This is a genomic window from Ruegeria sp. HKCCD7255, from assembly GCF_013031565.1.
Lineage (GTDB): Bacteria > Pseudomonadota > Alphaproteobacteria > Rhodobacterales > Rhodobacteraceae > Ruegeria.
Window position 1 is genome coordinate 13669 of the sequence record NZ_WQAG01000019.1, and the last position, 24831, is coordinate 38499.

The 24831-nt window shown below is 57.8% G+C and carries 20 protein-coding genes and 1 tRNA gene; 10 read left to right on the forward strand and 11 right to left on the reverse strand.

Annotated features, from left to right (window positions below):
- Positions 1-67: 67 nt before the first annotated feature.
- A complete protein-coding gene (locus tag GOX45_RS21270; RefSeq protein ID WP_171103889.1) occupies positions 68-997 on the forward strand; it encodes a GlxA family transcriptional regulator in 930 nt (309 codons plus the stop codon).
- Here the strand turns inward: GOX45_RS21270 and GOX45_RS21275 are convergent.
- Both GOX45_RS21275 and GOX45_RS21280 read right to left on the reverse strand, forming a co-directional pair.
- Positions 994-1983: a sterol desaturase family protein gene (locus GOX45_RS21275; RefSeq protein ID WP_171103892.1), complete on the reverse strand. Its 990-nt coding sequence runs from the start codon at positions 1981-1983 to the stop codon at positions 994-996. The two genes, GOX45_RS21270 and GOX45_RS21275, sit on opposite strands and share 4 nt — an antisense overlap.
- Positions 1984-2007: 24 nt before the next feature.
- Positions 2008-2763, reverse strand: coding sequence for a class II aldolase and adducin N-terminal domain-containing protein (locus tag GOX45_RS21280; RefSeq protein WP_171103894.1), 756 nt, complete (start codon positions 2761-2763; stop codon positions 2008-2010).
- Between the two features lie 198 nt (positions 2764-2961).
- Here GOX45_RS21280 and ade point away from each other — a divergent pair, with 198 nt between their 5' ends.
- The 3 genes from ade (at position 2962) to GOX45_RS21295 (ending at position 6642) form a co-directional block, all read left to right on the forward strand.
- On the forward strand, positions 2962-4764 hold the full coding sequence (gene ade, locus GOX45_RS21285) for an adenine deaminase (RefSeq protein ID WP_171103896.1): 1803 nt from the start codon (positions 2962-2964) through the stop codon (positions 4762-4764).
- The gene (locus GOX45_RS21290) at positions 4761-6224 is read left to right on the forward strand and encodes an AMP nucleosidase (RefSeq protein ID WP_171103898.1); all 1464 of its coding nucleotides are present in this window, start codon (positions 4761-4763) and stop codon (positions 6222-6224) included. The genes ade and GOX45_RS21290 overlap by 4 nt, the downstream gene beginning before the upstream one ends.
- A gap of 130 nt (positions 6225-6354) precedes the next feature.
- A complete protein-coding gene (locus tag GOX45_RS21295; protein WP_170453278.1) occupies positions 6355-6642 on the forward strand; it encodes an HU family DNA-binding protein in 288 nt (95 codons plus the stop codon).
- A 166-nt stretch (positions 6643-6808) separates the two neighbouring features.
- Here the strand turns inward: GOX45_RS21295 and GOX45_RS21300 are convergent, their stop codons facing one another.
- On the reverse strand, positions 6809-7525 hold the full coding sequence (locus GOX45_RS21300) for a glutathione S-transferase family protein (RefSeq protein WP_171103900.1): 717 nt from the start codon (positions 7523-7525) through the stop codon (positions 6809-6811).
- A gap of 198 nt (positions 7526-7723) precedes the next feature.
- Between GOX45_RS21300 and GOX45_RS21305 the strand changes: the two genes are divergently transcribed.
- The 4 genes from GOX45_RS21305 (at position 7724) to msrA (ending at position 10162) form a co-directional block, all read left to right on the forward strand.
- Positions 7724-8017: a helix-turn-helix domain-containing protein gene (locus tag GOX45_RS21305; protein WP_254446130.1), complete on the forward strand. Its 294-nt coding sequence runs from the start codon at positions 7724-7726 to the stop codon at positions 8015-8017.
- A 197-nt stretch (positions 8018-8214) separates the two neighbouring features.
- The gene (locus tag GOX45_RS21310) at positions 8215-9102 is read left to right on the forward strand and encodes a DMT family transporter (RefSeq protein ID WP_171103904.1); all 888 of its coding nucleotides are present in this window, start codon (positions 8215-8217) and stop codon (positions 9100-9102) included.
- 101 nt (positions 9103-9203) lie between these two features.
- Positions 9204-9650 carry a peptide-methionine (R)-S-oxide reductase MsrB gene (msrB, locus tag GOX45_RS21315; protein ID WP_171103906.1) on the forward strand — a complete coding sequence of 149 codons (447 nt, stop codon included), beginning with the start codon at positions 9204-9206 and terminating at the stop codon, positions 9648-9650.
- Positions 9650-10162 (forward strand): peptide-methionine (S)-S-oxide reductase MsrA, encoded by a 513-nt coding sequence (gene msrA, locus GOX45_RS21320; RefSeq protein WP_171103908.1) that lies wholly within the window; start codon positions 9650-9652, stop codon positions 10160-10162. The genes msrB and msrA overlap by 1 nt, the downstream gene beginning before the upstream one ends.
- 8 nt (positions 10163-10170) lie before the next feature.
- Here the strand turns inward: msrA and GOX45_RS21325 are convergent, their stop codons facing one another.
- The 7 genes from GOX45_RS21325 to GOX45_RS21355 all read right to left on the reverse strand — a co-directional run bounded on the left by GOX45_RS21325 (position 10171) and on the right by GOX45_RS21355 (position 22089).
- Positions 10171-12174, reverse strand: coding sequence for a hydantoinase/oxoprolinase family protein (locus tag GOX45_RS21325; RefSeq protein WP_171103910.1), 2004 nt, complete (start codon positions 12172-12174; stop codon positions 10171-10173).
- 71 nt (positions 12175-12245) lie between these two features.
- Positions 12246-13283, reverse strand: coding sequence for a tRNA epoxyqueuosine(34) reductase QueG (queG, locus tag GOX45_RS21330; protein WP_171103912.1), 1038 nt, complete (start codon positions 13281-13283; stop codon positions 12246-12248).
- Positions 13284-13361: 78 nt separating this feature from the next.
- Positions 13362-14027 (reverse strand): glutathione S-transferase family protein, encoded by a 666-nt coding sequence (locus GOX45_RS21335; protein ID WP_171103914.1) that lies wholly within the window; start codon positions 14025-14027, stop codon positions 13362-13364.
- 60 nt (positions 14028-14087) lie between these two features.
- On the reverse strand, positions 14088-14828 hold the full coding sequence (mtgA, locus tag GOX45_RS21340; protein WP_171103915.1) for a monofunctional biosynthetic peptidoglycan transglycosylase: 741 nt from the start codon (positions 14826-14828) through the stop codon (positions 14088-14090).
- Between the two features lie 39 nt (positions 14829-14867).
- On the reverse strand, positions 14868-15818 hold the full coding sequence (locus GOX45_RS21345; RefSeq protein WP_171103917.1) for a Hint domain-containing protein: 951 nt from the start codon (positions 15816-15818) through the stop codon (positions 14868-14870).
- A gap of 184 nt (positions 15819-16002) precedes the next feature.
- Complete coding sequence (gene gltB, locus GOX45_RS21350; RefSeq protein ID WP_171103918.1) at positions 16003-20535, reverse strand: glutamate synthase large subunit; 4533 nt, start codon at positions 20533-20535, stop codon at positions 16003-16005.
- A 120-nt stretch (positions 20536-20655) separates the two neighbouring features.
- Entirely contained in the window at positions 20656-22089 is a 1434-nt protein-coding gene (locus GOX45_RS21355) for an NAD(P)-dependent oxidoreductase (RefSeq protein WP_171103921.1), read from the reverse strand.
- 231 nt (positions 22090-22320) lie between these two features.
- Here GOX45_RS21355 and GOX45_RS21360 point away from each other — a divergent pair, with 231 nt between their 5' ends.
- Entirely contained in the window at positions 22321-23124 is an 804-nt protein-coding gene (locus GOX45_RS21360) for an undecaprenyl-diphosphate phosphatase (protein ID WP_171103923.1), read from the forward strand.
- Here GOX45_RS21360 and GOX45_RS21365 read toward each other — a convergent pair whose 3' ends face one another.
- A complete protein-coding gene (locus GOX45_RS21365; protein WP_171103925.1) occupies positions 23125-24108 on the reverse strand; it encodes a complex I NDUFA9 subunit family protein in 984 nt (327 codons plus the stop codon).
- Positions 24109-24295: 187 nt separating this feature from the next.
- Here GOX45_RS21365 and GOX45_RS21370 point away from each other — a divergent pair.
- Positions 24296-24382, forward strand: a tRNA-Leu gene (locus GOX45_RS21370).
- Positions 24383-24831: the final 449 nt, after the last annotated feature.

Below are 24831 nucleotides of genomic sequence, written 5' to 3' on the forward strand. Positions count from 1 at the left end.
CCCGTTTTTCGCTGGGGATAGAGTGAACCAGCTTGAGGTTAAATTCATGCAGGATTAGGTATTGACCATGCAAGTTTGGTCGAAATCCTCTGCCGAGACGCGGCAAATCGGTGTTGTGCTGTTCGATGGCTTTTCCAACCACTGCCTTGCCAACACGGTTGAACCGATGCGCGCGGCCAACACCCTGTCTGGGCGGCAGCTTTATACTTGGCAATTTCTGGCGATGACGCCAGATCCGGTCACCTCATCCTCGGGGCTACAGGTTGCTCCGCAGGCGCGGTTACAGGACGCGTCGGGGGATATTCTGATGGTGATGCCGTCTTATGGGTTTCAGGATCTTGGGGGTTGGCGCACGCAGGTCAGCCTCAGGGCCGCCGCGCGGCGCTTTCCCACTCTGGCAGGGCTGGACACCGGCAGTTGGCTGTTGGCACAGGCCGGTCTACTGGATGGGTACCGGGCCACAATTCATTGGGAAGAGCTTACGGCCTTTACCGAACGTTTCCCGGAAATCGAAACTTGCCGCGAACGGTTTGTCATCGACGGCAACCGGATCACCTGTTCGGGCGCGATGGCGGCGTTTGATCTGATCCTGCATCTGATCGGGCAGGATCACGGCCAGGCTTTGGCGCTTGAGATCGCGCAAACCTTCATGACCCGCGAGTCCGCACGCTCTCATACGGCGCGGACGGGGCCGGTGAACAAAGCGCTGGCCGTGATGCAGGAGAATCTGGAAACGCCTCTCACCATCCCCGATCTGGCCAAACGGGTCGGGCGATCGCAGCGCGTGCTTGAGGCACGTATGAAGACGGAATTGGGCGCGGGCCCCGCCCATGTCTATCGCCGCCTCCGCCTGAACCTGGCGCGCAAGCTGGTGACCGAGACCGACATGTCCATCGCCGAGATTGCCTTGCGTGCCGGGTACCAAGACCCCAGCGCCCTCACGCGCGCGTTTCGAACCGAGTTCAGCACCACCCCGCGCGCGCTGCGCACTGCTTAGGTATACATCTGTTTCTTGAACGCCCGCGTCCGCGCCGTCGCTTCGGCAGATCCGTCGTGATAGGTGCCAAACCATTTGTCGAAGGGGATTTCCGAGGTGCCATAGTTGCACTCGAAATACCTGTGGTGAAGCTGGTGAAAGAAATCGCCAGCCTTGGCCGCGTCGGCCTCGCCCGCTTTCAGTTTTTCGAAGCCCGAATGCGACAGGACCGGGCTGATCTGCTGGAAATAGACGTGAAACAGAAGGTGCAAGGGATGGGATGGCACGATCAGGTGGATGAAATAGGTCGAGAAATACAGAAGGTTCTCGTACCAATGGTTCGAAATCCCTGACCACGGCCCGATATTGACGTTTCGGTGGTGCACGGCGTGCACATGCTTGTACAGCTTCGGGTGATGTTCCAGCCGGTGCACCCAATAGAAATGCAGGCCCGACCACATCGGAATGAACAGCATCCAGACCACAAACCAGACCGGCGCGGCGGCCCATGTGACCGTTGGAACATATCCATTGGCCATGGCCCAGAAGATCACCCACTGATACACGGTCGCGACGCTCATCGCGCTGCCCAGCGTCCACCAGATATTGTCCCAGACCTGATTGCTGAAGGTGAAATTGCCGTTCTTTCGCGTCAGATCACGCCGGTCGAACTTTTTGTAGAGCCCCTGCCCCTTGCGCATATACAGCCACCAATGCAGCGTTCCAGCCACAAGGATCTGAGGCACCATATTCAGCAGCCAGATGCGAAACATCCAGCCCGGTTCAAAGCTTCGCATTGCCTCAAGCGGCGGTAGAAACGCGAAATAAACGATCAGTGCGATGGACATGCACAAGGTCAGCGCTGTTATTTGCAACCAAGCGCGCTTGTACCAGTTCAGGACTTCCATCGGGCGCGGCGGCCAACTGAACAACGGGTTCAACCCAACAGGCCCTTCAGGCCGGTAATTCCAGCGCGCGGCTTCCGCGTCGTGGCTTGCATCGGTCATGGCAACTCCTCCCCTGCTGCCTGCTTAGCTGGCGTAATCTGATCCTTCCGCGTCCAGCAAAGCCTTGATTTCGCGCATATGAGCCTCGGCCTGTTCGGGATAGTCTTCCAGCTCTTGCGCCGTTTTTTCTGCGATCTCGTCCGACAGGATCCGAAGCTTTTGTCCGGTTTGCAGCGCGCGGATATATGTTTCTGCAGCCCGCTCGAAGTAAAAGAGCCTGTTAAAGGCATCCGCGACGTCACGTCCGATCACCAGAACACCATGGTTGCCCATGATCATGACCTTCTTTTTGGGGTCGGACAGCATCTGCGCACAGCGCTCGCCCTCACTTTCAAAGGCCAAGCCGCCAAAAGCGTCATCCACCACGTAACGGTTGTAGAAAGTGGCGGTGTTCTGATCGATCGGCGGCAATGTACTGTCCGTCAAGCTGGCCAGAACGGTGGCAAAGATTGAATGCACATGCAGAACACAGCGCGCATGTGGGCAGTGGCGATGGATCGCGCCGTGCAGACCCCACGCTGTCGGATCCGGTGCGCCGGGTTGAGACATCACGTCGGTATCATTGGCATCCAGCAACAGCAGATCAGACGCTTTGATCCGTCCAAAATGCATCTGGTTGGGGTTCATCAGGAACTGGGTGCCATCCTCGTTGACCGCCAGGCTATAATGGTTGGCCACAGCCTCGTGCATGTTCAGCCGCACGGTCCACCGGAACGCCGCAGCCATATCCACTCGTTCCGACCAATGGTCGATGTTGGTTCGCAGATTCGTCACGCTCATCTTCGGTCTCCGGTTTTTGCTGCCGCGTATTGAAAGCTTGCCCTATCATTCGGGTTCGGCCAACGAAAATCGGAGCAGAGTCATTCGGTGGCAGACCTTTTGAGGCCCGGCACGCCGTCGCCAATGCAACCTGTGACGGTTTCATGATACCGCTTTTGCAGGGGTTGCACCTTCCTGCACATTGGGGAAAGTTGGGCCATGGAATACACACCTTTCCCCAGTTGGCCCGACTCTGCCCCCAAACTCATTGCTGTCGCCGCAGGCCGCGAGGCCGCAGATACGGTGATCAAGGGTGGCATTTGGGTCAATGTGCATAGCCGCGAGGCGCTGCCGGATCATGACATTGCCATCACCGCCGGTCGGATCGCCTTTGTGGGGCCCGACGCCACGCATTGTATCGGGCCCGACACGCAGATCATTGAGGCAAACGGGCGCTATATGATCCCGGGCCTGTGCGACGGGCATATGCATATCGAATCCGGGATGCTGACCCCGGCAGAGTTCGCCCGCGCGGTCATCCCGCATGGCACAACCAGCATGTTCACAGACCCGCATGAGATCGCCAATGTGCTGGGCCTGAATGGTGTGCGGATGATGCATGATGAAGCGCTTTTGCAACCGGTGAATATCTTCACCCAGATGCCGTCTTGCGCACCATCTGCGCCGGGCCTGGAAACCACCGGGTATGAGATCACACCCGAGGACGTGGCCGAGGCAATGAACTGGCCCGGTATTATCGGCCTGGGTGAGATGATGAACTTTCCCGGTGTGATCCACGGCGACCCCAAGATGCTGGCTGAGATTGCAGCCACGCAAAGGGCCGGCAAAACCGTGGGCGGTCATTATGCATCGCCTGATTTAGGGCCTGAATTTGCCGCTTACGTGGCTGGTGGCCCCGCCGATGATCACGAAGGCACCTGCGAGGCCGATGCCATCGCACGGGTGCGCCAGGGAATGCGGTCGATGATGCGATTGGGCTCGGCCTGGTATGATGTCGAAAGCCAGATCACGGCCATTACTGAAAAGGAGCTGGACCCGCGCAATTTCATCCTGTGCACTGATGATTGCCATTCCGGCACGCTGGTCAATGACGGCCATATGAACCGCGTCGTGCGCCACGCGATTGCCTGCGGCTGTGATCCTTTGATCGCCCTGCAAATGGCTACGATCAACACCGCCACCCATTTCGGGCTGGAGCGTGAGATCGGGTCGATCACGCCCGGGCGGCGCGCGGATATCATCCTCAGCGCGGATCTCACTGAACTGCCGATCGAAACCGTGATTGCGCGCGGTCAAATCGTGGCGCAGAATGGCGCAATCACCGTGGATTGCCCCCACTTGAACTGGCCCGACACCGCTCGCAATACAGTCCATCTGGGCCACGCGCTTGACGAAACGGATTTTGAGATCAAAGCCCCAGCCGGGGCCAATCGCGTTCGGGCCAATGTGATCGGGGTGGTTGAAAACCAGGCGCCCACCAAAGCCTTGAAGGCCGAGCTGCCGATTATCGGCGGGCTGGTCGAAGGCGAAGACGGCGTTTGCCAGATCGCACTGGTGGAGCGTCACCGTGCAACAGGGGGCGTTACAAACGCCTTTGTGTCCGGCTTTGGCTATCAGGGCAAAATGGCCATGGCCTCAACCGTTGCGCATGACAGCCACCATATGATCGTTGTTGGCACTGATCGCGCACAGATGGCCATGGCTGCGAACAGGCTGGCCGAGGTGGGCGGCGGTATCACCATTTTCCGCGACGGCGAAGAACTGGCTCTGGTCGAACTGCCTATTGCTGGCCTTATGTCCGACAGCCCTGCCGCTCAGGTTGCCGCAAAGGCCGAGCAGATGGTTGCCGCAATGCAGGCCTGCGGTTGCTCGCTCAACAACGCGTATATGCAGCATTCTTTGCTGGCCCTGGTGGTGATCCCGGAACTACGGATATCAGACATCGGGCTAGTGGATGTGCGCACATTCGAAAAAATAGACCTCTTGGAACCTCTCTCATGACAACAATAAAAACACCTGAGACCCCTCAAGCCGAAGACTTCACCGATCCCAAAGCCGCTGTCGCGCGGCTGGAGGAGCTTTATGCAACGGCCACGCATTTCTTGTGCGATGCTTTTGCGCACGCTCTGCAACATGGCGCGCCTGCTGAGCGGATCAGAGCCTATTACCCGGAAATTCGCATCAAAACCCTGTCTTATGCGCAGGTCGACAGCCGGCTGAGTTTTGGTCACGTTTCCGAACCCGGCATTCACGCGACGACAGTGACCCGGCCGGACCTGTTCCGTTCCTACCTGACACAGCAGATCGCATTGCTGATCAAGAACCACGCACAACCTGTAACAATTGGGCTGTCAGACACCCCAATCCCGGTGCATTTCGCCGTGGCCAACAATCCGAACCTTCATGTTCCGCATCAAGGGGCGGCGGGATTCACGCTGCGCGATGTATTCGATGTGCCCGACCTCACCACAACCAATGATGACATCGTTAATGGTGTCAGCGATCCGGATGATGAGGTTGGGTCACTGTCTCTGTTCACCGCCCAGCGTGTGGATTACTCGCTGGCCCGGCTGGCGCATTATACAGCGACGGATCCCAGCCATTTCCAGAATCATGTGCTGTTCACCAACTACCAGTTCTATGTCTCGGAATTCGAAGCCTACGCGCGCGAACAGCTTGCCGACCCTGACAGCGGCTATACCAGCTTTGTCTCGACCGGAAATGTCGAGATAACAACCAAGGATGCCGCGCTGGAGCAACCACTCAAGCTGCCGCAAATGCCGACCTATCACCTGAAACGCGCCGACGGATCGGGCATAACGCTAGTCAATATCGGGGTTGGGCCATCCAATGCAAAAACCGCCACTGACCATATCGCAGTTCTGCGGCCCCATGCATGGTTGATGGTGGGCCATTGCGCCGGGCTGCGCAACACGCAGGCGCTGGGGGATTTCGTGCTGGCCCATGCCTATCTGCGCGACGACAAGGTGCTGGACGACGATCTGCCCGTCTGGGTTCCCATCCCGCCTTTGGCCGAAGTGCAAGTGGCGCTCGAACGCGCGGTGGCCGAGGTGACCAAGTTGGAAGGATATGAGCTCAAGCGGATCATGCGGACGGGCACCGTCGCCTCGGTCGATAACCGCAATTGGGAGTTGCGGGACCAGTCGGGCCCTGTGCAACGGCTCAGCCAATCCCGCGCCATTGCGCTGGACATGGAAAGCGCCACAATCGCGGCCAATGGTTATCGCTTCCGTGTACCCTATGGCACTTTGCTCTGCGTTTCCGACAAGCCCCTGCATGGTGAGTTGAAGCTGCCGGGCATGGCTTCGGCTTTTTATACCACTCAGGTCAGCCGTCATCTGGCCATCGGAATCCGCGCGATGGAGCATCTGAGGGGCATGCCGCTTGAGCGTTTGCACAGCCGGAAATTGCGTTCCTTTGATGAAACCGCCTTTCTCTGAAGCAAAAAAGCAACGATTTCCCCATATTTTTAGGGTTTTCGGCGCTACTATTCGTTGTGTTCCCCTACAATATCCCGTTACAGTTACGCGGTGAGGCCCAAATTATCGGGCACGTTAAGGAGACCAAGAAATGGCAAAGCCTATGACAAAGACTCAGCTGGTTGCTGCTCTCGCTGAGGAAATGGGGACTGACAAGAAATCCGCCAACTCTGCGCTGGAGGCAATTACTGGCCTGATCACGCGCGAAGTATCCGCTGGCGGCGCAGTCACCCTGCCCGGCGTTGGCAAAATCTACTGCCGCGAGCGCCCCGAGCGCATGGTACGCAACCCTGCCACCGGTGAACAGTTCAAGAAAGAGGCCGACAAGGTGGTCAAAATGACCATCGCCAAGGCACTGAAAGACAGCGTAAACGGCTGATCCCAGCCGTCATCGCCAAATGATCAAGGGCCGCCGATTGGGGGCCCTTTTTCTTTGCTATGAGGAGATAGATTTTAGGGTACACGGAGGTCTTTTTTTCATGGTCCGCTCTAAGCCCAGTGTGCTCAGTGCAGCAGCCCGCGCGAGTGTCCGCCTCTGTGTCCTTTCAAGATTTCACGTCACCGGCGAACCGCGCGGCATTTTCTTTGGCAAAGGCACTTACATCAGCACTTTCATCCCAGAACTGCGGGTTGGCTTTGGGTATGGTCAGAGCTTTTTGCACAGCAGGGCGCGCGTCGATCCGATCAAACCACGTCTGCAAATGAGGCAGGCCATCCACGCTCGCACGTGCCCAGACATAGGCCCGCGCCCAAGGATAGGTCATCATATCAGCGATCGTGTATTCGCCTGCCGCCAGCCATTCGCGACCTTCGAGATGCGTGTCAAGAACTCCTAGCAACCGGCGGGATTCGTCCACGTACCGCTTTATCGAAAACGGCTCCTCATGCCCGTTCGGCGCGGCGATATGCTGAAAGTACATGGCTTGCCCCATCATGGGTCCAACGTGCCCGACCTGGAAAAACATCCATTGCATAACTTCCGAGCGCTTTGTCGGCTCTTTGGGAAGGAATTTGCCGTATTTCTCTGCAAGATGCCAAAGGATGGCGCCGCTTTCAAAAATGGCGCGATTCTCGTCGCGGTCAACAATAGTTGGGATTTTGCCGTTTGGGTTTAGCCTCAGATAGTCGGGAGTCTTTTGTTCCTGCTTTGAGAAATTCACAACCGTGAGGTCATAGGGTACTCCTGCTTCTTGCAAGAAAATGACAGGTTTGTAACCGTTCATCGTCGCGGCGGTGTAAACGTGAACTGCGGGTTGGGTCATCTTAAGTCTCCATTTGCGACCACATCCAAAGGGGCTTGACCTAAACTGATTACAAGGTGAAGAAAATCAACTAGTATACTTTTTGTAACCTAGATCAGTGAAGTGGTTCCACGGATGGAAGCCCGCGTCAGACAGGACCAACGTGGTCGCAAGAGCGTCGATGACACGTGTACAACGCCATGCGCGATTGAACGCGGCATGAGGATCATCGGCGGGAAATGGACCGGTTCGATCCTGTGGCACCTCAAGGATGGACCCGTGCGCTTTAATGATCTCTCGCGCATGATCGGCGGTGCCAGCAAGAAGATGATCACAGAAAGACTTCGTCAATTAGAGGCACAGGGATTGGTGCGCCGCGATGTCGTCGAAACCAAGCCGCTATCGGTCATTTACGAAGTGACAGACTTTGGGAGAACCGCGCTCGGGTTCCTCGATGAGCTTCGCAAATGGAGTGAGGAACTCCCCCACAATACTGATAAGGTAAATGGCTAAGTGGAAGTCGCCCAAAGCAATCATTCAATTCGGGAACGTGATTGTCTTTTTCGGCCCGCGTTGCTGACATTCGAGTAACCGAGCCTCGCAGACCAACCTCTTTTTCCTCGAAAACCACACCAGCCCAGAGAGATCAACCGCTTGCGAACCCGACGAATTTCAGAAACAGTCCCCGCAAACGGAAAAGAGGCCGAAAAATGGATCTGCGCGCCATTGCGATGGGGTTGGTTTTTGCCCTGATCTGGTCGTCGGCCTTTTCGTCGGCGCGTATCATTGTGGCTGATGCGTCCCCTCTATTTTCGCTTGCGGTGCGGTTTTTGATTTCAGGGCTTCTGGGGGTGGCCATTGCCAGGATGATGGGCCAAAGCTGGCGTCTGACAAAAGGGCAATGGCGCGCGACGATTATTTTCGGGATTTGTCAGAATGCCCTTTATTTGGGTCTGAATTTCTATGCGATGCAAACGGTTCAGGCGTCGTTGGCGGCCATCATCGCCTCGACTATGCCGTTGCTGGTCGCGCTGGCCGGATGGTTGATCTTCAGCGAAAAGCTGCGGCCCCTTGGGATTGCCGGTTTGTTGGCCGGTTTCGCCGGGGTCGCGTTGATCATGGGCAGCCGGATCAGTGACGGGGTTGATCTGTTTGGCGTTGCGTTGTGTGGGTTGGGTGCTTTGGCGCTGGCTTCGGCGACTCTGGCGGTGCGCGGCGCCACCTCGGGTGGGAATTTCATGATGGTGGTGGGGTTGCAGATGCTGGTCGGTTCGGCCCTTTTGTTCGTCGCGGCCCCGATCTTTGAAACCATCTTCGTCAACCCGACGCTGCCGCTGGCTTTGGCCTTTGCCTATACCACGGTAATGCCGGGCCTGGTTGCGACGCTGATCTGGTTTCTGCTGTTGGACCGTATCGGCGCCGTCCGAGCCGCAACATTCCACTTTCTGAACCCCGTTTTTGGAGTGGCCGTCGCTTATGTTCTGCTGGGCGAACAGCTAAGACCGCTGGACGCGTTGGGTGTACTGATCACCACATTGGGCATTCTGGCCGTGCAGCTTTCCCGTCAGCCTGCCGGCCAAAACCGAGCCTCTGCCTGAGGTTCGCAGTTTCTGGACTGCGAGGCTGGCCGTAAATTGATTTTGATTTCCCAGACCCCGCCCCCAAATAATAGAACATCAACCAAACGACCGGAGGTTCCATGTCCCGCTATACCAAAGACCCACAGGTCATCGCGTCCCTCTCACCAGAAGAGTTCCACGTCACCCAACGCAGCGGGACGGAACGGCCGGGTACGGGCAAGCTGTTGAACAACAAGGAACCGGGCATCTATGTGGACATCGTCTCGGGCGAGCCGCTCTTTGCCTCGACCCACAAATACGAATCCGGATGCGGTTGGCCCAGTTTCACAAAGCCCATCGTCCACGAACATGTGGAAGAGTTTCGCGACACCACCCATGGCATGATCCGCACCGAGGTGCGGTCGAAACATGGGGACAGTCATTTGGGTCACGTCTTCCCGGATGGCCCTCGTGAACATGGTGGGCTACGCTATTGCATCAATTCCGCCTCGCTGCGGTTTATCCATCGCGATGAGATGGAGGCCGAGGGCTATGGTGAATTTCTGATCCATGTGGAGGATATCTGATGACCGAAGAACGCGCTGTTCTGGCCGGGGGCTGCTTTTGGGGGATGCAGGATCTGATCCGCAAGATGCCTGGCGTCTTGCGCACGCGTGTCGGGTATACCGGCGGCGACGTGCCCAACGCCACCTATCGCAACCACGGCACCCATGCCGAAGGTATTGAGATCTGGTTCGATCCGGCGCAGATTTCGTATCGGCGTCTGCTGGAGTTTTTCTTTCAGATCCACGACCCGACAACGGTCAACCGCCAGGGCAATGACCGGGGTCTCAGCTATCGGTCGGCCATCTACTATGTGGATGACGCCCAGAAAGCGACCGCGCTGGACACCATCGCCGATGTGAATGTCAGCGGTCTGTGGCCGGGCAAAGTGGTGACCGAGTTGGAACCGGTCGGCGATTTCTGGGAGGCCGAGCCCGAGCATCAGGACTACCTGGAGCGTATCCCCAACGGATACACATGCCATTTCATCCGCCCCGATTGGGTGCTGCCCAAGCGCGTGGATGCTGCGGAATAGTAAACGCTTCAGCCGGTGGCCACCCGAGGGCGGCCGCTGGCCTCGACCGTGATCAACGCCTCGACGAAGACGTCTTTTGCCTCGACCTTCGCGGTTCTGATATCGCGTTCGACAGTCACACGGATGTCTTCCGCCCCGGCCTCGCGTACGGCCTGTTCAGCCTCATTTCGTAATACGGCCTCGATCAGGTCCAATGCTTCGCGCTCATCTGCAAAATCCTGTGGCCCGTCATCAAGATGGACCCTGTATCGTCCCTCGGCAGACGAGGTGATGGTGCCAGACCGGCGCAGCGTCAGCCGTCCGACCACGGCCCCGATGGCATTGGCCACGCCGGCGTGTTCCGGCAAAACCATCTTGCAGTGCAAGCGCGCTCCGACAGCGGGGTAATAGCTGGGGGCTGACGCTCCAAGCCCGACCACATCCACGTTCAGCGCAGTGTCCAGGGCTAAAAGCCCCCGGTGGCGCGCCAATCCGCGTTGGGTCAGAACATGCCGGGCCAGTTCTTGCGGGTTGGAGCCAAAGGCGTCTGCTTCCTCTGCAAAAGCAGTCTCTAACAAGGTCAGAGCGGTTTGTTCCGTCAGCTGGTCGATGATCATCTGAGCCAATTGTTGCGGAGATGTCGCCAGCAGGTCACCGGATCCAACCCGTTTGCGTGCGATCAGCTCCAAAGCTTTGGTCGCAGCATCACCATCCCACACATCCAGCCGCCCCAAAACATGGCTGGCATCTGACGGCGTGATGCCCGACACCTGAACCAAGCCGCGATCGACCAACCGGTTCAGTGCAGCCCCCTCCATGCGGTTTTGCAACAATTTGCCTAGTGGCACGACAGCGTCAACCAAGCGGTCCAGCAACGCGGCTTCGCGCGCGCCGATACCCTGCGCGGACATGCCCGGCAGTTTTCGTGCAAACCGGGTATCATGCTCACCCACGGTGGTGGCCCGAAGCCGTTCGTCCAGCGCAGCATGCACCACCTCGGGTGCTTCAGTGGCCAGCAGTGAGACGGGCAGCACCCGGCGCGGCCCCAGAAAGACGCCACCGCTCAGCCCTTCAGCCGCGACATGCACCTGACTGTCACCGCCCAGACCATGGGTCCGCATCGCGACTGCCTCGACCATGGTGCGGAACCCGCCAACCTGCGCGCCTGCAGGATCAATGGCGGGCTTTCCATCGCGGATCAGAGCCACATCCGTTGTCGTGCCGCCAATATCCGACACGATCGCGTTTTCCGCCCCCGTCAGCCAGCGCGCACCAACGATCGAGGCCGCAGGGCCGCTGAGGATGGTTTCAATCGGACACGCGCGCGCCTGTTCCGCGCTCATCAAAGCGCCATCGCCGCGCACGACCATCATGGGCGCGGAAATTCCCAAGTCACGCAGCTGATCTTGAGCCCGCCCGATCAACCGGTCGATCATCCCAATCAACCGCGCATTCAACACCGCTGTCACCGCCCGTTTCGGGCCGTTCAACTTGGCCGACAATTGGTGCGAACAGGTTACCGGAACGCCAGTCTGCGCGGCGATGATCCGGGCCGCTTCCAACTCATGGCTCGGGTTGCGCGTCGCAAACTGCCCCGCAACGGCGAAACCTGAAATGCCGTCATGGGACTTTAGAAAACGTTGCAAGGCGTCGACGTCCAGCGGCGCGGCCTCACCCCCTGCATGGTTATGGCCCCCGGTCAGAACCAGCGCCGGATCCCCTTTCAACGCCTCGCTGAGCCCGTGCTTCGCAAGATCACCGTCGCGAAACCCGATATAGATCAACGCAACCCGACCGCCTTGTCCTTCGACCAGCGCATTGGTCGCCAAAGTGGTCGAGAGCGATGCCAAGGCGATCTGTTCAGGCGCGACCTCAGCCGCCTCCAGAACTGCAGAAATCGCCTTGCCTACCCCAATCGCCAGGTCACTGCGCGTCGTCAGCGACTTGGCCGAGGCGATCACCTCTGTCTCATCCCGGATCAGAACCGCATCCGTATAGGTCCCGCCGGTATCCACCCCCAAAGCCAAAGCCATCGGGTTCTCCTCTTACTTGCTTGGAATGGGTCTAGCGGTCCTGCGCGACACGTCCAGCCTGTTTGCGGCACTTATGTCAGTTGTTGCACAGCCCAACGCGCCGCGTCCGCCACCGTTGGCTCAGGGTCGTCGGTTAAGGCCATAGCCGATGGCAACAGATCAGGCACCCCTGAATTACCAATCGCATAAAGCACATTGCGCACAAATCGGTCACGCCCAATCCGCTTGATGGGTGAGCCCGAAAACTTCGCCCGAAACGCGGTATCATCCAGCGCCGCCAGATCAGACAGGTTCGGCGCCATCAGATCCTCGCGCGCGGCATAGCGGATATCGCTGGCTGCCACCGCGAACTTGTTCCAGGGGCAAGCCGCCAGGCAATCATCGCAGCCATAGATGTGATTGCCCAGTTTTCCGCGCAACTCTTCGTCAACCGGGCCTTTGTGTTCAATCGTGAGATACGAGATACAGCGCCGCGCATCCAACTGGTAGGGCGCCGGAAACGCTTCGGTTGGGCACACATCCAGACAAGCCCGGCAGGATCCACAATGATCCCTCTCCGCCTTATCCTCAGGCAGATCCAAAGTTGTAAAAACAGAGCCTAAAAAGACCCAATTCCCCAATTCTCGACTGACAAGGTTGGTGTGCTTGCCCTGCCATCCCAGCCCCGCCGCCTGGCCCAACGCTTTTTCGGGCACAGGTGCTGTGTCCACAAACACTTTCACCTCACCACCGGCCTCGGCAATCAACCAGCGCGCCAGACGCTTGAGGCGCTTTTTGACCAGATCGTGGTAATCCTTGTTTTGCGCATAGACCGAAATCGCCCCCAACTGCGGGTGCTGCAATATCTCGGTCGGATCATGTTCAGGCGAATAGCTCTCGGCCAACATGATCACCGATTTCGCCTCAGGCCAAAGCGCCGCCGGGTTGCCGCGCCAATGGCTGCGCTCGGCCATCCATTCCATCTGACCGTGATATCCCGCGTCCAGAAAGGCCTGCAAACGCTCCGGCACATGGGGCACATCCCAGGGCCTGCAGATCCGACAGGCCACAAACCCCTCTGACAAGGCCTGCGCCACCAGCCGCTCTTTCAACTCGGGTCCGCTCTTCATCTGGCTGAACATATCCTCGCGGGGAAACGCGCCCCGGCGCGATGGAGGGCAGACGGCCCCCCTTTCGATTCCGCCCGATCAGAAATCCAGGTCAGCATAATGGGGCGGTGGCCGGAACCCGGGCACCTGATCCGCCAGGATCGAGCGAAAGGCCGGACGCGACTTGATTTTGGCATACCAATCCTTGACCGCCGAGCTCCGGTTCCAATCCACGTCCGAGATGTAATCCAGCGCCGAAAGGTGCGCAGCAGCGGCAAAATCAGCCAATGTCATCTGATCGCCGGCCAGCCAGCGGCGGTGATCCAGCAGCCAGGCCATGTAGTCCAGATGGTACTTGATCGCCTTGGCCCCGGCTTTGACATTCTTGCTGTCAGGGTAGCCTTGCCCGGTGACCTTCTTGTTGACCCGTTCATAAAGCAGGTTCGCTGTCACTTCATGATGGAACTTATCATCGAACCAGCCCACAAGACGGCGGACTTCGAACCGCGCTTCGGGTGATTTGGGCATCAAGGGCGGCTCTGGCCGGGTCTCTTCGATATACTCACAGATCGCGGTGCTTTCCGACATGATCTGCCCGTCCAGTCGCAAAACCGGGACCTTGCCTGCCGGGTTGCGACGCAGGAAGTCGGGATCCTGTTCCCAATACCTCTCCTCGACAAGCTCGACCTCGATCTTTTTCTCGGCAAGCGATAACCGCACTTTTCGGCAATAAGGGGATAGGGGGACGTGAAACAGACGCGCCATGAAATTCCACTCGAAACCAGCTTTGACCCCACCAGCTTTAGCCGTTCAGGGGGCAGAGTTTCAATCCTCGAAACAATCCGCGCGACCATCTGCGCGGATGGTGGCCGCCCCGTCCATGATTGCAGCGGCACGCCTGCGGGTCCGGGCCGAGGGGTCGGTGACCGATCGGTTGCGCGGTGACGGCAGGATCGCTGCCAGTCGCGCGGCCTGTACCGGGGTCAGCTTATCGGCACTGGTTCCAAAATACTGCTGTGCCGCGGCCTCAACGCCAAACACGCCCTGCCCGGTCTCTGCCACGTTCAGATAGACCTCAAGAATACGCTCTTTGGTCCAGACCATCTCGACCACCGGCGTGATCGAGGTTTCAACCGCTTTGCGGACCCAGCTGCGCCCTTGCCAGAGGAAAACATTCTTGACCACTTGCTGCGATATGGTCGAGGCGCCCCGGCCGCCACCGTCTTCCAGCGCGTCGCGAATGGCTTCGACGTCAAAGCCCCAATGCAGACAGAAGTTCGCATCCTCTGCCGCCACAACCGACCGCGCCATGACCGGAGAGATCTCTTCAATCGGAACCCATTCTCGTTCGACCTTGCCCAACCTGCGCCATTCCGACCAGATCGTGTGCGTGACCGGTGGATTGACCACGGAAAACAGCAAAACCAGTGCAAGAACAAAGGCCGCAAAACCCAATGCAGCCATCACAATCCAACGCCGCAGCCGCGCAAACAGCGACCGGCCGGTTTTCGATTTTGATGCCTGCTTCTTTTTCCCACGCGTTTTGCGCGCTGCTTTCTTTGCCATGTTTTTTCTATACGTCGCGACTTGGCGATTTGGAACGGCCTAATTCGCGATCAACCGCGCCTCTCTTGGGCGAATGACTGGTCGAACAGTTTTGGAGTTGCCCAGCTCGGTCCGGCTTAATTCCGGAAATAATGCCAGTATTTCAGCCTGCGTCCGCCGTTCAGCCTGCGTCACAGCGTGCCCTGGGTAATAGCTTTCGTTCTTGGCACCATTTGCGAAGATGATTTCATGGCGATCAAACAAAAGATGGTAATAGTCGATCTCATCCACCGGAGCGCGCGTGACCGTATCGCCGTTTACCAAACAATGCGCTGCAATCAGAATTTCGGAATGACCATAGAAATACTGCGCGCGCCAGTCGTCGATTAACATGCGATGCTGCGGCGATACCAACAATGGGTGTGACAAGCCAAAGGTGCCTGCTGAAAACCTGACCGGCGCAAACGTGTCATTTGCCGCAACCGTTGTTTTTCCGGTCCACAACAACGGCTGCGCACCACGATCCAGAGTCATGACCAGATCACCGGGCTGCAAGTCTTCAACTCTGCGCTGACACTTCGGCGTTTCGATCAATGTCCCCGCAGTAAAACAGGGCGGCGCCAATTCGCCACCGGCAATGTCCACCGAACCAAAAGACCCACCGGTATCGCTGAAATCGGTAACAGACGAACTGACAAAGGTCCCTTGCTGCAGAAGCTGACCGTCGGTTGGCGTGAAAACCTCACGACCGTCGGCCAGATAAAACGTCACCCCTGTATAGGTCACCTGACCACCACCTGGCAGTTGGATCGTCACGATATCGTCGAAGTAGGATGCCGTTATGTCCTGCCCATCGACGGAATCGTTATTCAATCGATTGATCAGACCGTTGTCATTCTGATCAACAATATCAAATTGCGAAACGGTCAGAGTCGACCCGACTACGGTACCGTTGGCACCGGGGTTTGCTGGGTCGAGCACAAAGAACTGATCTGTATACGTCGTAGGCATTCAGAATCCACTTCTGCCGGGGTATCACCAGGCATTCTATTGCGCGTTCCCGAAGAAACCGTGGCCAAAGCTAGGCGTTTTAGGTGTTGGATCGCAAGATTTGACACAAATTGGCGTCGAAAACGAAAAGCCCTGCGTGGTTTCTGAGTCACGCAGGGCTTTGGAACGTGTTCGACAAGTAGGCCTACTCCGCTGGAACAGCCTCAACTTCGTTGGTCAGCGGATGGCTGAGCTTGTTCAGCATTTCCTTGGGGCAGACCTGAATAAAGTTACCCCTTTCCACATCCCAGTGCTGCAATATGTCGGCTGCCTTACGGCTGTGCGTTTCTGCCGCGTGACGTTCGACAAGCGATCTCAGCTGATCTTCCCAATGGTCCACCGTTACCGGGCAGGTCACCAGCGTTTCCAGATTCATCAACGCCTCTGCTTTGCCATCGGGGTCGTACAGGTAAGCCATGCCGCCGGTCATGCCAGCGCCAAAGTTGGCACCGATCTCACCCAGAATGACGGCTACACCGCCGGTCATGTATTCACACCCGTTCGACCCGCAGCCCTCGATCACCACTTTGGCGCCCGAGTTGCGGACCGCAAAGCGTTCACCCGCGCGGCCTGCGGCGAACAGGTGGCCGTCGGTGGCCCCGTAAAGAACGGTGTTGCCGATGATGGTGTTCTCATCCGCTTTCAAGGGGCTGATCTGTGGCGGGCGCACGACAATGGTGCCCCCCGACAGGCCCTTGCCAACATAGTCATTGGCGTCGCCCGAAACTTCAAGCTTGAGACCCGGTGCTGCAAACGCGCCCAAAGACTGACCGGCCGAGCCTTGCAGTTTCACATGCAGGTGGTCGTCCTGGAACGTGTTCCGCATTCCAAAATTCTGCACGATATGGCTGGAGACGCGCGTGCCCACGGTCCGGTGCGTGTTCTGCACTGCATAGGACAGCTGCATTTTTTCACCGTCTTTCAGGAACCGGGCGGCGTCACGCACGATCTCGGCGTCCAGCGTATCGGGTACCGCGTTGCGCTCTTTTTCGCGGTCATAAACGATGTCATGTGCGCCATCGACAGTGATCAGCAACGGGTTGAGGTCCAGATCATCCAGATGCGCTGAACCCCGGCTGACCTGCGCCAGAAGGTCCGCGCGCCCGATGATCTCGTCAATGGACCGCGCGCCCAGGCTGGCCAGCAGCTCGCGCACTTCCTGCGCATAGAAGGTGATCAGGTTGACGACCTTATCCGCATTGCCGGTGAATTTGGCGCGCAAGCTTTCGTCCTGCGTACAGACGCCAACCGGGCAGGTGTTCGACTGGCATTGACGCACCATGATACAGCCCATCGCGATCAGCGCGGCAGTGCCGATCCCGTATTCCTCGGCCCCCATCATCGCGGCCATGACGATGTCGCGCCCGGTGCGCAACCCGCCATCGGTGCGCAAGGTCACGCGGTCGCGCAGGTTGTTCATCGCCAGAACCTGATGCGCCTCGGTCAGGCCCATCTCCCATGGCAGACCGGCATATTTGATGCTGGTCGCGGGCGAGGCCCCGGTGCCGCCATTATGGCCCGAGATCAGGATCACGTCCGCCTTGGCCTTGGCCACACCGGCAGCAATCGTGCCCACGCCTGAGGACGCCACCAGTTTCACGGTCACCTTGCAGCGCGGATTGATCTGCTTGAGGTCATAGATCAGCTGCGCCAGATCCTCGATCGAATAGATATCGTGATGCGGCGGCGGAGAGATCAGGGTTACGCCCTTGGTCGAATGGCGCAGACGTGCGATCAGGTCGGTGACCTTCATGCCTGGCAGCTGACCGCCTTCACCCGGTTTCGCCCCCTGGGCCACTTTGATCTCAAGTTCCTCACATTGGTTGAGGTACTCAGCCGTCACACCAAACCGGCCCGAGGCCACCTGTTTGATCTTGGCAGACGGGTTGTCGCCATTGGGCTCGGGCACGAAATGCGCGGGATCTTCCCCACCCTCACCCGAGTCGGACTTGGCCCCGATCCGGTTCATCGCCACGTTCAGCGTCTTGTGGGCCTCGGGGCTCAATGCGCCAAGGCTCATGCCCGGCGTGACAAAGCGTTTGCGGATCGAGGTGATCGATTCGACCTCTTCAATCGGCACCGGTTTGCCCATTGGTTTGAAATCCATCAGATCGCGCAGATGGATCGGCGGGTTCGATTGCATCTTGGCCGAATACTGCTTCCACAGCTCATATGAGGCTCTGTTACAGGCCATCTGCATCATATGCATCGAGGTCGCTTCCCACGCATGGGTCTCACCCGACTGGCGCGCCTTGTAGAAACCGCCGATGGGCAACACGTCCAATCCACTGTCCCAACCTTTGGCGTGAATCTCTTCAAGCTTGGTCTGGATCCCGGTAACACCGATGCCTGAAATACGGCTGGTCATGCCGGGGAAGTACTCAGCCACCATCGCACGGCTGAGGCCAACGGCCTCAAAGTTCAGACCACCGCGATAGGAAGAAATCACCGAGATCCCCATCTTGGCCATGATCTTCAGCAGACCTTGGTCAATGGCTTCGCGATAGCGCGCGACATTCTCGGTCAAAGTGCCATCCAGCAAGCCACGATCAATGCGGTCGGCCAGCGAATCTTCGGCCAAATAAGCGTTTACAACGGTCGCTCCGCAACCGATCAGGACGGCGAAATAGTGCGGATCAACACATTCCGCTGACCGCACGTTCAGCGAACAGAAGGTCCGCAGCCCTTGCCGCGTCAGATGCGAATGCACCGCACTGGTTGCCAGGATCATCGGCATCGCCACGCGGCCTTCGCCTGAATTCATGTCTGACAGAACCAGATGCCCAGCACCCGAGCGCACGGCCTCTTCTGCTTCGGCTCTGACACGGGCCAAAGCGGCGCTGAGCGCGCCTTGTCCAGGCTCGAAGCTGCAGTCAATCTCTGCCAGCGGCGCGTCGAAGCTTTCGACTAGCTTGTCCCATTGCGCATTGCCGACAAAGGGGCTTTCCAGAACCACGATTTCGGTCTGGCTGCTATCTTCGTCCAAAACGTTCTTGAGGTTGGCAAACCGCGTCTTCAGCGACATCACACGGTATTCGCGCAAACTGTCGATCGGCGGGTTTGTCACCTGGCTGAAATTCTGCCGGAAGAAATGGCTGAGCGGGCGGTATTGCTTGGACAGAACCGCCGAAGGGGTATCATCGCCCATAGAGGCCAGAGATTCTTTGCCATCTTCGGCCATCGGCGCTAGGATCTGTTCCAGTTCCTCAACCGAATACCCGGCTGCGATTTGCCGCTTGCGCAGCTCTGCGCCCGAGAAGATCGGGGTTTCGGTTACGCCTGCCAGCGATTCATCCAGATCGTTGATCTTGGCGACCCATTCACCAAACGGCAGCGCCCGGGCCAGTTTGTCCTTGATCTGCTTGTCACGGTACAGCTTGCCCTTTTTCATGTCGACGGCCAGCATTTGACCGGGGCCAAGCGCGCCCTTTTCGACAACGCTGGATTCGTCGATGGGCACCATGCCCGCCTCAGATCCAGCGATGACCAGCCCGTCACCGGTGACCACATAGCGCATCGGGCGCAGGCCGTTCCGGTCCAACCCGGCACAGACCCAACGGCCATCGGTCATCGCCAAAGCCGCCGGACCATCCCACGGCTCCATCACCGAGTTGCAATAGGAATACATGTCCCGCCAGGCTTGCGGCAGTTCGACCGCCTGTTTGGACCAGCTTTCCGGCACCAGCATGGTTTTCGCCATGGGCGCGGAACGGCCTGCACGCACCAAAACCTCAAAAACCGAGTCTAATGCGGCCGAATCCGACGATCCTCCGGCGATGATCGGCTTGATGTCTTCGGCATAGTCGCCAAAGGTGCCGCTAGCCATGCGGATCTCGTGGCTTTTCATCCAGTTGATGTTGCCCTTCAGCGTGTTGATCTCGCCGTTATGGGCCAACATGCGGAATGGTTGCGCCAGCCACCATTGCGGGAAGGTGTTTGTAGAATACCGCTGGTGATAAATGGCAAAGGCAGATTCGAACCGCTCGTCCATCAGGTCGGGATAGAATACCGCAACCTGCTCGGCCAGCATCATGCCCTTGTAGATGATCGACCGGCAGGACAGCGACGCCAGATACAGGCCCGAAATTCCCACCGCTGCCGCCGCTTTTTCGATACGGCGACGGATGACATACAGCTCGCGCTCGAATGTCTCTTCGTCCACACCTTTGGAGTTCGAGATCAGGATTTGTTCGATCTCGGGGCGGGTCGCGTTGGCCTTTTCACCCAGACAGGTCACATCAACCGGCACATGGCGCCATCCATAGATGTAGTAACCCATGCGCAGCACTTCGGTTTCAACAATCGTCCGGCATTGTTCCTGCGCACCGAAATCGGTCCGCGGTAGAAAGACCTGACCGACCGCGATCAGCTGATCCAGCTTGGGTTCATGCCCGGTGCGACGGATCTGGTCGTAGAAAAACGAAACCGGGATCTGCACATGGATCCCTGCGCCGTCACCGGTTTTACCATCCGCATCCACCGCACCCCGGTGCCAAATCGCCTTGAGCGCATCAATGCCAGCGTCAACTACCTTGCGCGACGGCTTTCCGTCGACGGACACAACAAGCCCGACGCCGCAGGACGAATGCTCTTCCTCCTCGGAATAGAGACCATTTTCCACCATCCACTTGCGCTTGTTCTCTTCCGCCCGCACCCAATCGGCATCGTATTTGGTCATTGGCTGTCTCCTTCTTCCGAGGGGCATCGCTGCGTCGTCCCCGGGTTTGATCTGTGCTGGCGTCCGGCTGCGAACGCCGCCCCTTACGGAGCATGTTTTGATGAGATCTGCTGCGGGCCGTTATTCCGCTGCGACTGCCGCCTTGGCGTTGAACCGGTCGATGATTGCATCCGCGCAGTCGCGCCCGTCGCGGATGGCCCACACCACCAGTGACGCACCGCGTACGATGTCGCCGATGGCATAGACGCCGTCCATCTCGGTCGCGCCGGTTTGGAACGCCGCCTTGACGGTGCCCCAGCGGGTCACAGGCAGATCGGGCTGGCCGAACAAGGTGGGCAGGTCTTCAGGCTCAAAGCCCAGCGCCTTGATCACCAGATCAGCCTCTTCGACATAATCAGCGCCCTCGATCACTTCGGGGGCTTGGCGGCCCGAGGCATCGGGTTGACCCAAACGCATTTTCTGCACCATGACGCCCGAAACCTTATCGTCTCCAGTAAAGCCTTTGGGCGCGCTCAACCACTCAAAGATCACGCCTTCTTCTTCGGCGTTTTGCGTTTCGCGCTGTGAACCAGGCATGTTAGCACGGTCACGGCGATAAAGGCATTTGACCGAGGTCGCGCCCTGTCGTACCGAGGTGCGCACACAATCCATGGCGGTATCACCACCGCCAATGACCACGACCTTTTTGCCTGCTGCATTCAGGCGGCCATTGTCGAAGTCTTCAACATCGTCGCCAAAGCTTTTGCGGTTTGAGGCCGTGAGGAAATCAATGGCCTTTTCAATCCCGTTCAACCCGCTGCCAAGCATTGAAAGGTCACGCGATTTATAGACACCCGTGGCAATGATCACAGCGTCATGCTTGCTGCGGATCTCTTGAAACTTGTCGGCATCGACGTCGCAGTTCAAAACAAACTCGACCCCGCCATCGGCCAGCAATTCGTTGCGCCGCTGAACCACGTCTTTTTCCAGTTTGAACCCCGGAATGCCATACATCAGCAATCCACCTGCGCGGTCGTAGCGGTCATAGACGGTCACCTGAATACCCGCGCGCCGCAACATGTCGGCCGCGGCAAGGCCACCGGGGCCTCCGCCGATAATGCCAACGCTTTCGCCGCGCTCGAAGCTCGGTGTCACGGGCTTCACCCAGCCTTTGTCCCAAGCGGTATCGGTGATGTATTTTTCAATCGTGCCAATGGTGACCGTACCATGCCCCGATTGCTCGATCACACAATTACCTTCACACAGGCGATCCTGCGGGCAGATGCGGCCACAGATTTCCGGGAAGGTATTGGTGGCTTGGCTGGTCTCATACGCCTCTTCCAACCGACCGGTTGCAGTGAGGCGCAGCCAGTCAGGGATGTTGTTGTGCAAGGGGCAATGCGACTGACAATAAGGCACACCGCACTGGCTGCACCGGCTGGCCTGCTCAGCGGCCTTCTCGGCGGCATATTCCGCATAGATTTCGTCAAAGTCTTCTCGGCGGTCGTCTGCGGCACGCTTTTCCGGCATGTCGCGATCGATCTGCACAAACTTGAGCATCGGTTGCTTGGCCACGGGTCAGACTCCATGAATTGGCTTGGTCGCGCCTGTTTAGGGGATAGGGTAGAGGATGAAAAGTCAGTATTACTGACATAAATGACAAAATACCGCCCCGCACCACCAATTTTCGGAAAAAATGTGCGGAAAATAGAACCGAATCGGACCTATTATGAGCTCTTCCCTTTCTGACGTCACAAGAATACCCATTGAACCCAAGTTTAGCGTTACAATTTCACGGCTGGGTTGATGAGTCTTTTTCAATTGATTCTCGTGGCGATCATTCAGGGGGTCACTGAATTTCTGCCAATTTCGTCATCGGGACATCTTATTCTTCTCCCCGGCCTGACCGGCTTGGACGATCAGGGGTTGGCGATCGACGTAGCCGTGCACGTTGGAACACTTGGGGCGGTGGTTCTGTATTTCTGGCAGGATGTAAAACAGGCTCTGATCGGAATACCGCAGGTCTTATCGGGACGGATCACCTCTCCTCAGGCGCGTTTGGCGTTGTGCCTTGGGATCGCGACTATCCCAGTTGTACTTGTCGGTCTGGTCCTGCATGTCACAGGCTGGAACGAGGCGATGCGGTCGGTTGCCGTAATAGGCTGGGCAATGTTGGGCTTTGGCCTGGTCTTATACGTGATGGATCAGCGCGGTGCGCAGACCAAAACAGCCGCAGATTGGGGGATCCGTGATGCGGTTGTCATGGGTCTGTGGCAAGTTCTGGCACTGATCCCCGGCACGTCGCGATCCGGGATCACAATCACCGGCGCTCGGCAGCTAGGATATTCTCGCGAAGACGGCGCACGCATCGCCATGCTCATGTCGATCCCGACGATTCTGGCCTCGGGTGCGCTGCTGTCGGTCGATGTGATCCGTCAAGCGGATGCGCAATTGGCCAAGGACGGTGCTATCGCGGCCGCATTTGCGTTCATTGCTGCCTTGCTTGCGCTGACACTCATGATGCGCCTGCTGCGCAGTATCAGCTTCACACCCTATGTGATCTATCGGGTGATCGTGGGCTTCATTCTGTTGGTGATCGCCTATAGCTGATCAGCTGCGCAGGTTCTGGGCCGAGTTCTGAATGTCATCGTACTGACCATTCGGACGGTATTTCCAAAGGTATTCTGGCAAAACAGCCTCAAGCGCCGTGGGGCGGATACCCAATTCGGCAAAGCCTTTTGCATCATCCGCCACAGCATTGTCACGAGCCAGGTTTTTCAACTGATCACGCGTCAGGATATTGTTCGGGAACAGCTGGAAACTGACGAATTTGAGGATGTCCAGGACACCAGCCATGATACGCGCCGCAAAGAAGGGCACCGACAGGATCACGCGACGGCGATGGATCACATCCAACATTTGCTGCATCAGCGCGCGGAAAGTCGCAACTTCGGGCCCGCCCAACTCATAGGTGCCGGGGGCAGCTTGTCCCAATACGCCTTTGACTGCTGCCTGAGCCACATCGTCCACATAAACCGGCTGGAACCTGGTCTCGGCCCCGACCAAAGGCAGAAACGGACCCATCCGTGTCATGGCTGCAAACCGGTTAAAGAACTGATCTTCGGGACCAAAAATCACAGAAGGGCGCAGGATGATCGCGTTGGGCATATGGGCCAGAACTCCGGCCTCGCCTTCGGCTTTTGTGCGGGAATACGCGCTGGCGGCGTCCGCATCGGCACCAATTGCCGACACATGCACCATCCGGGGAATGCCATTCGCCGCTGCCAATCGCGCGACACGTTCAGCGCCCTCGGCCTGCACGCTGTCGAATTCGTTCTTGCCCATCTCGCTCAGGATGCCCACGCAATTGACCACCGCGTCTGCTCCATGCATGACAGCATCAACCGAGGCATCGTCGCGAATGTTGCACAAGACAGGTTCGACCTGCCCCACCGCACCATAGGGGCGCACAAACATCGCCTCATTCGGTCGCCGCACAGCCACCCGAACACGCCAGCCCCCGGCTGCCAGTCGACGCGTGATATACCGGCCGACAAATCCCGATCCACCGTATACCGTGACCAGTTTGGACATGATGGCGCTCCTGCTGTCTGGGTCCTGAATTGATGTAGCGTTCTCGCGTCGTGCAAACAAGCTGCAATTGCGTCGCGCTGACCCAGTTCAACAGTCTGTCAAACGCCGGTTCAAAAAACTTTCAAAAACTGCCTGAATCAGGTTGACGCCCCCGGCCACTCGGCTTAAACGCCCCTCCACGACACCTGCCCAGGTGGCGGAATTGGTAGACGCGCTAGCTTCAGGTGCTAGTGTCCGTATGGACGTGGAGGTTCGAGTCCTCTCCTGGGCACCAAATATTCCCGCAAATTATTGAATTAAAATAGTTATTTTTAGCGGCGTGTTTTTATCCCCTAATTTATCCCCCGAATTTTTGATGATAGGACGCCAAATTTAGACGGGCTCAGCGTCTTACTAATGCTGATTCATATTTACTCACCGACAACCTGTCAAAAGTGGCAGAAAGCCCTGGTCGTTTTTCCGTGATACTTAAGCAGGTGATGCGCTTCGGCGTAAAAGTTGTAGCGTTAGGCGGGGCAAACAACCTAAGACATCAGCAGCGAAATGAACATTGGTAGATGGAGAAGTGTCAAAGGTTCGGCTGGAGCCAGCAAACGGCCAATAGGAGATGCACCTTGCAAGAGCAGATGAAAGAGCATGTCCAAGAGGTCGCCAGTTTCGCAAAGGCTATGGCTCATCCAGGGCGATTTCAGATACTCTTAAGACTAATGGAAGGTGAGAAAA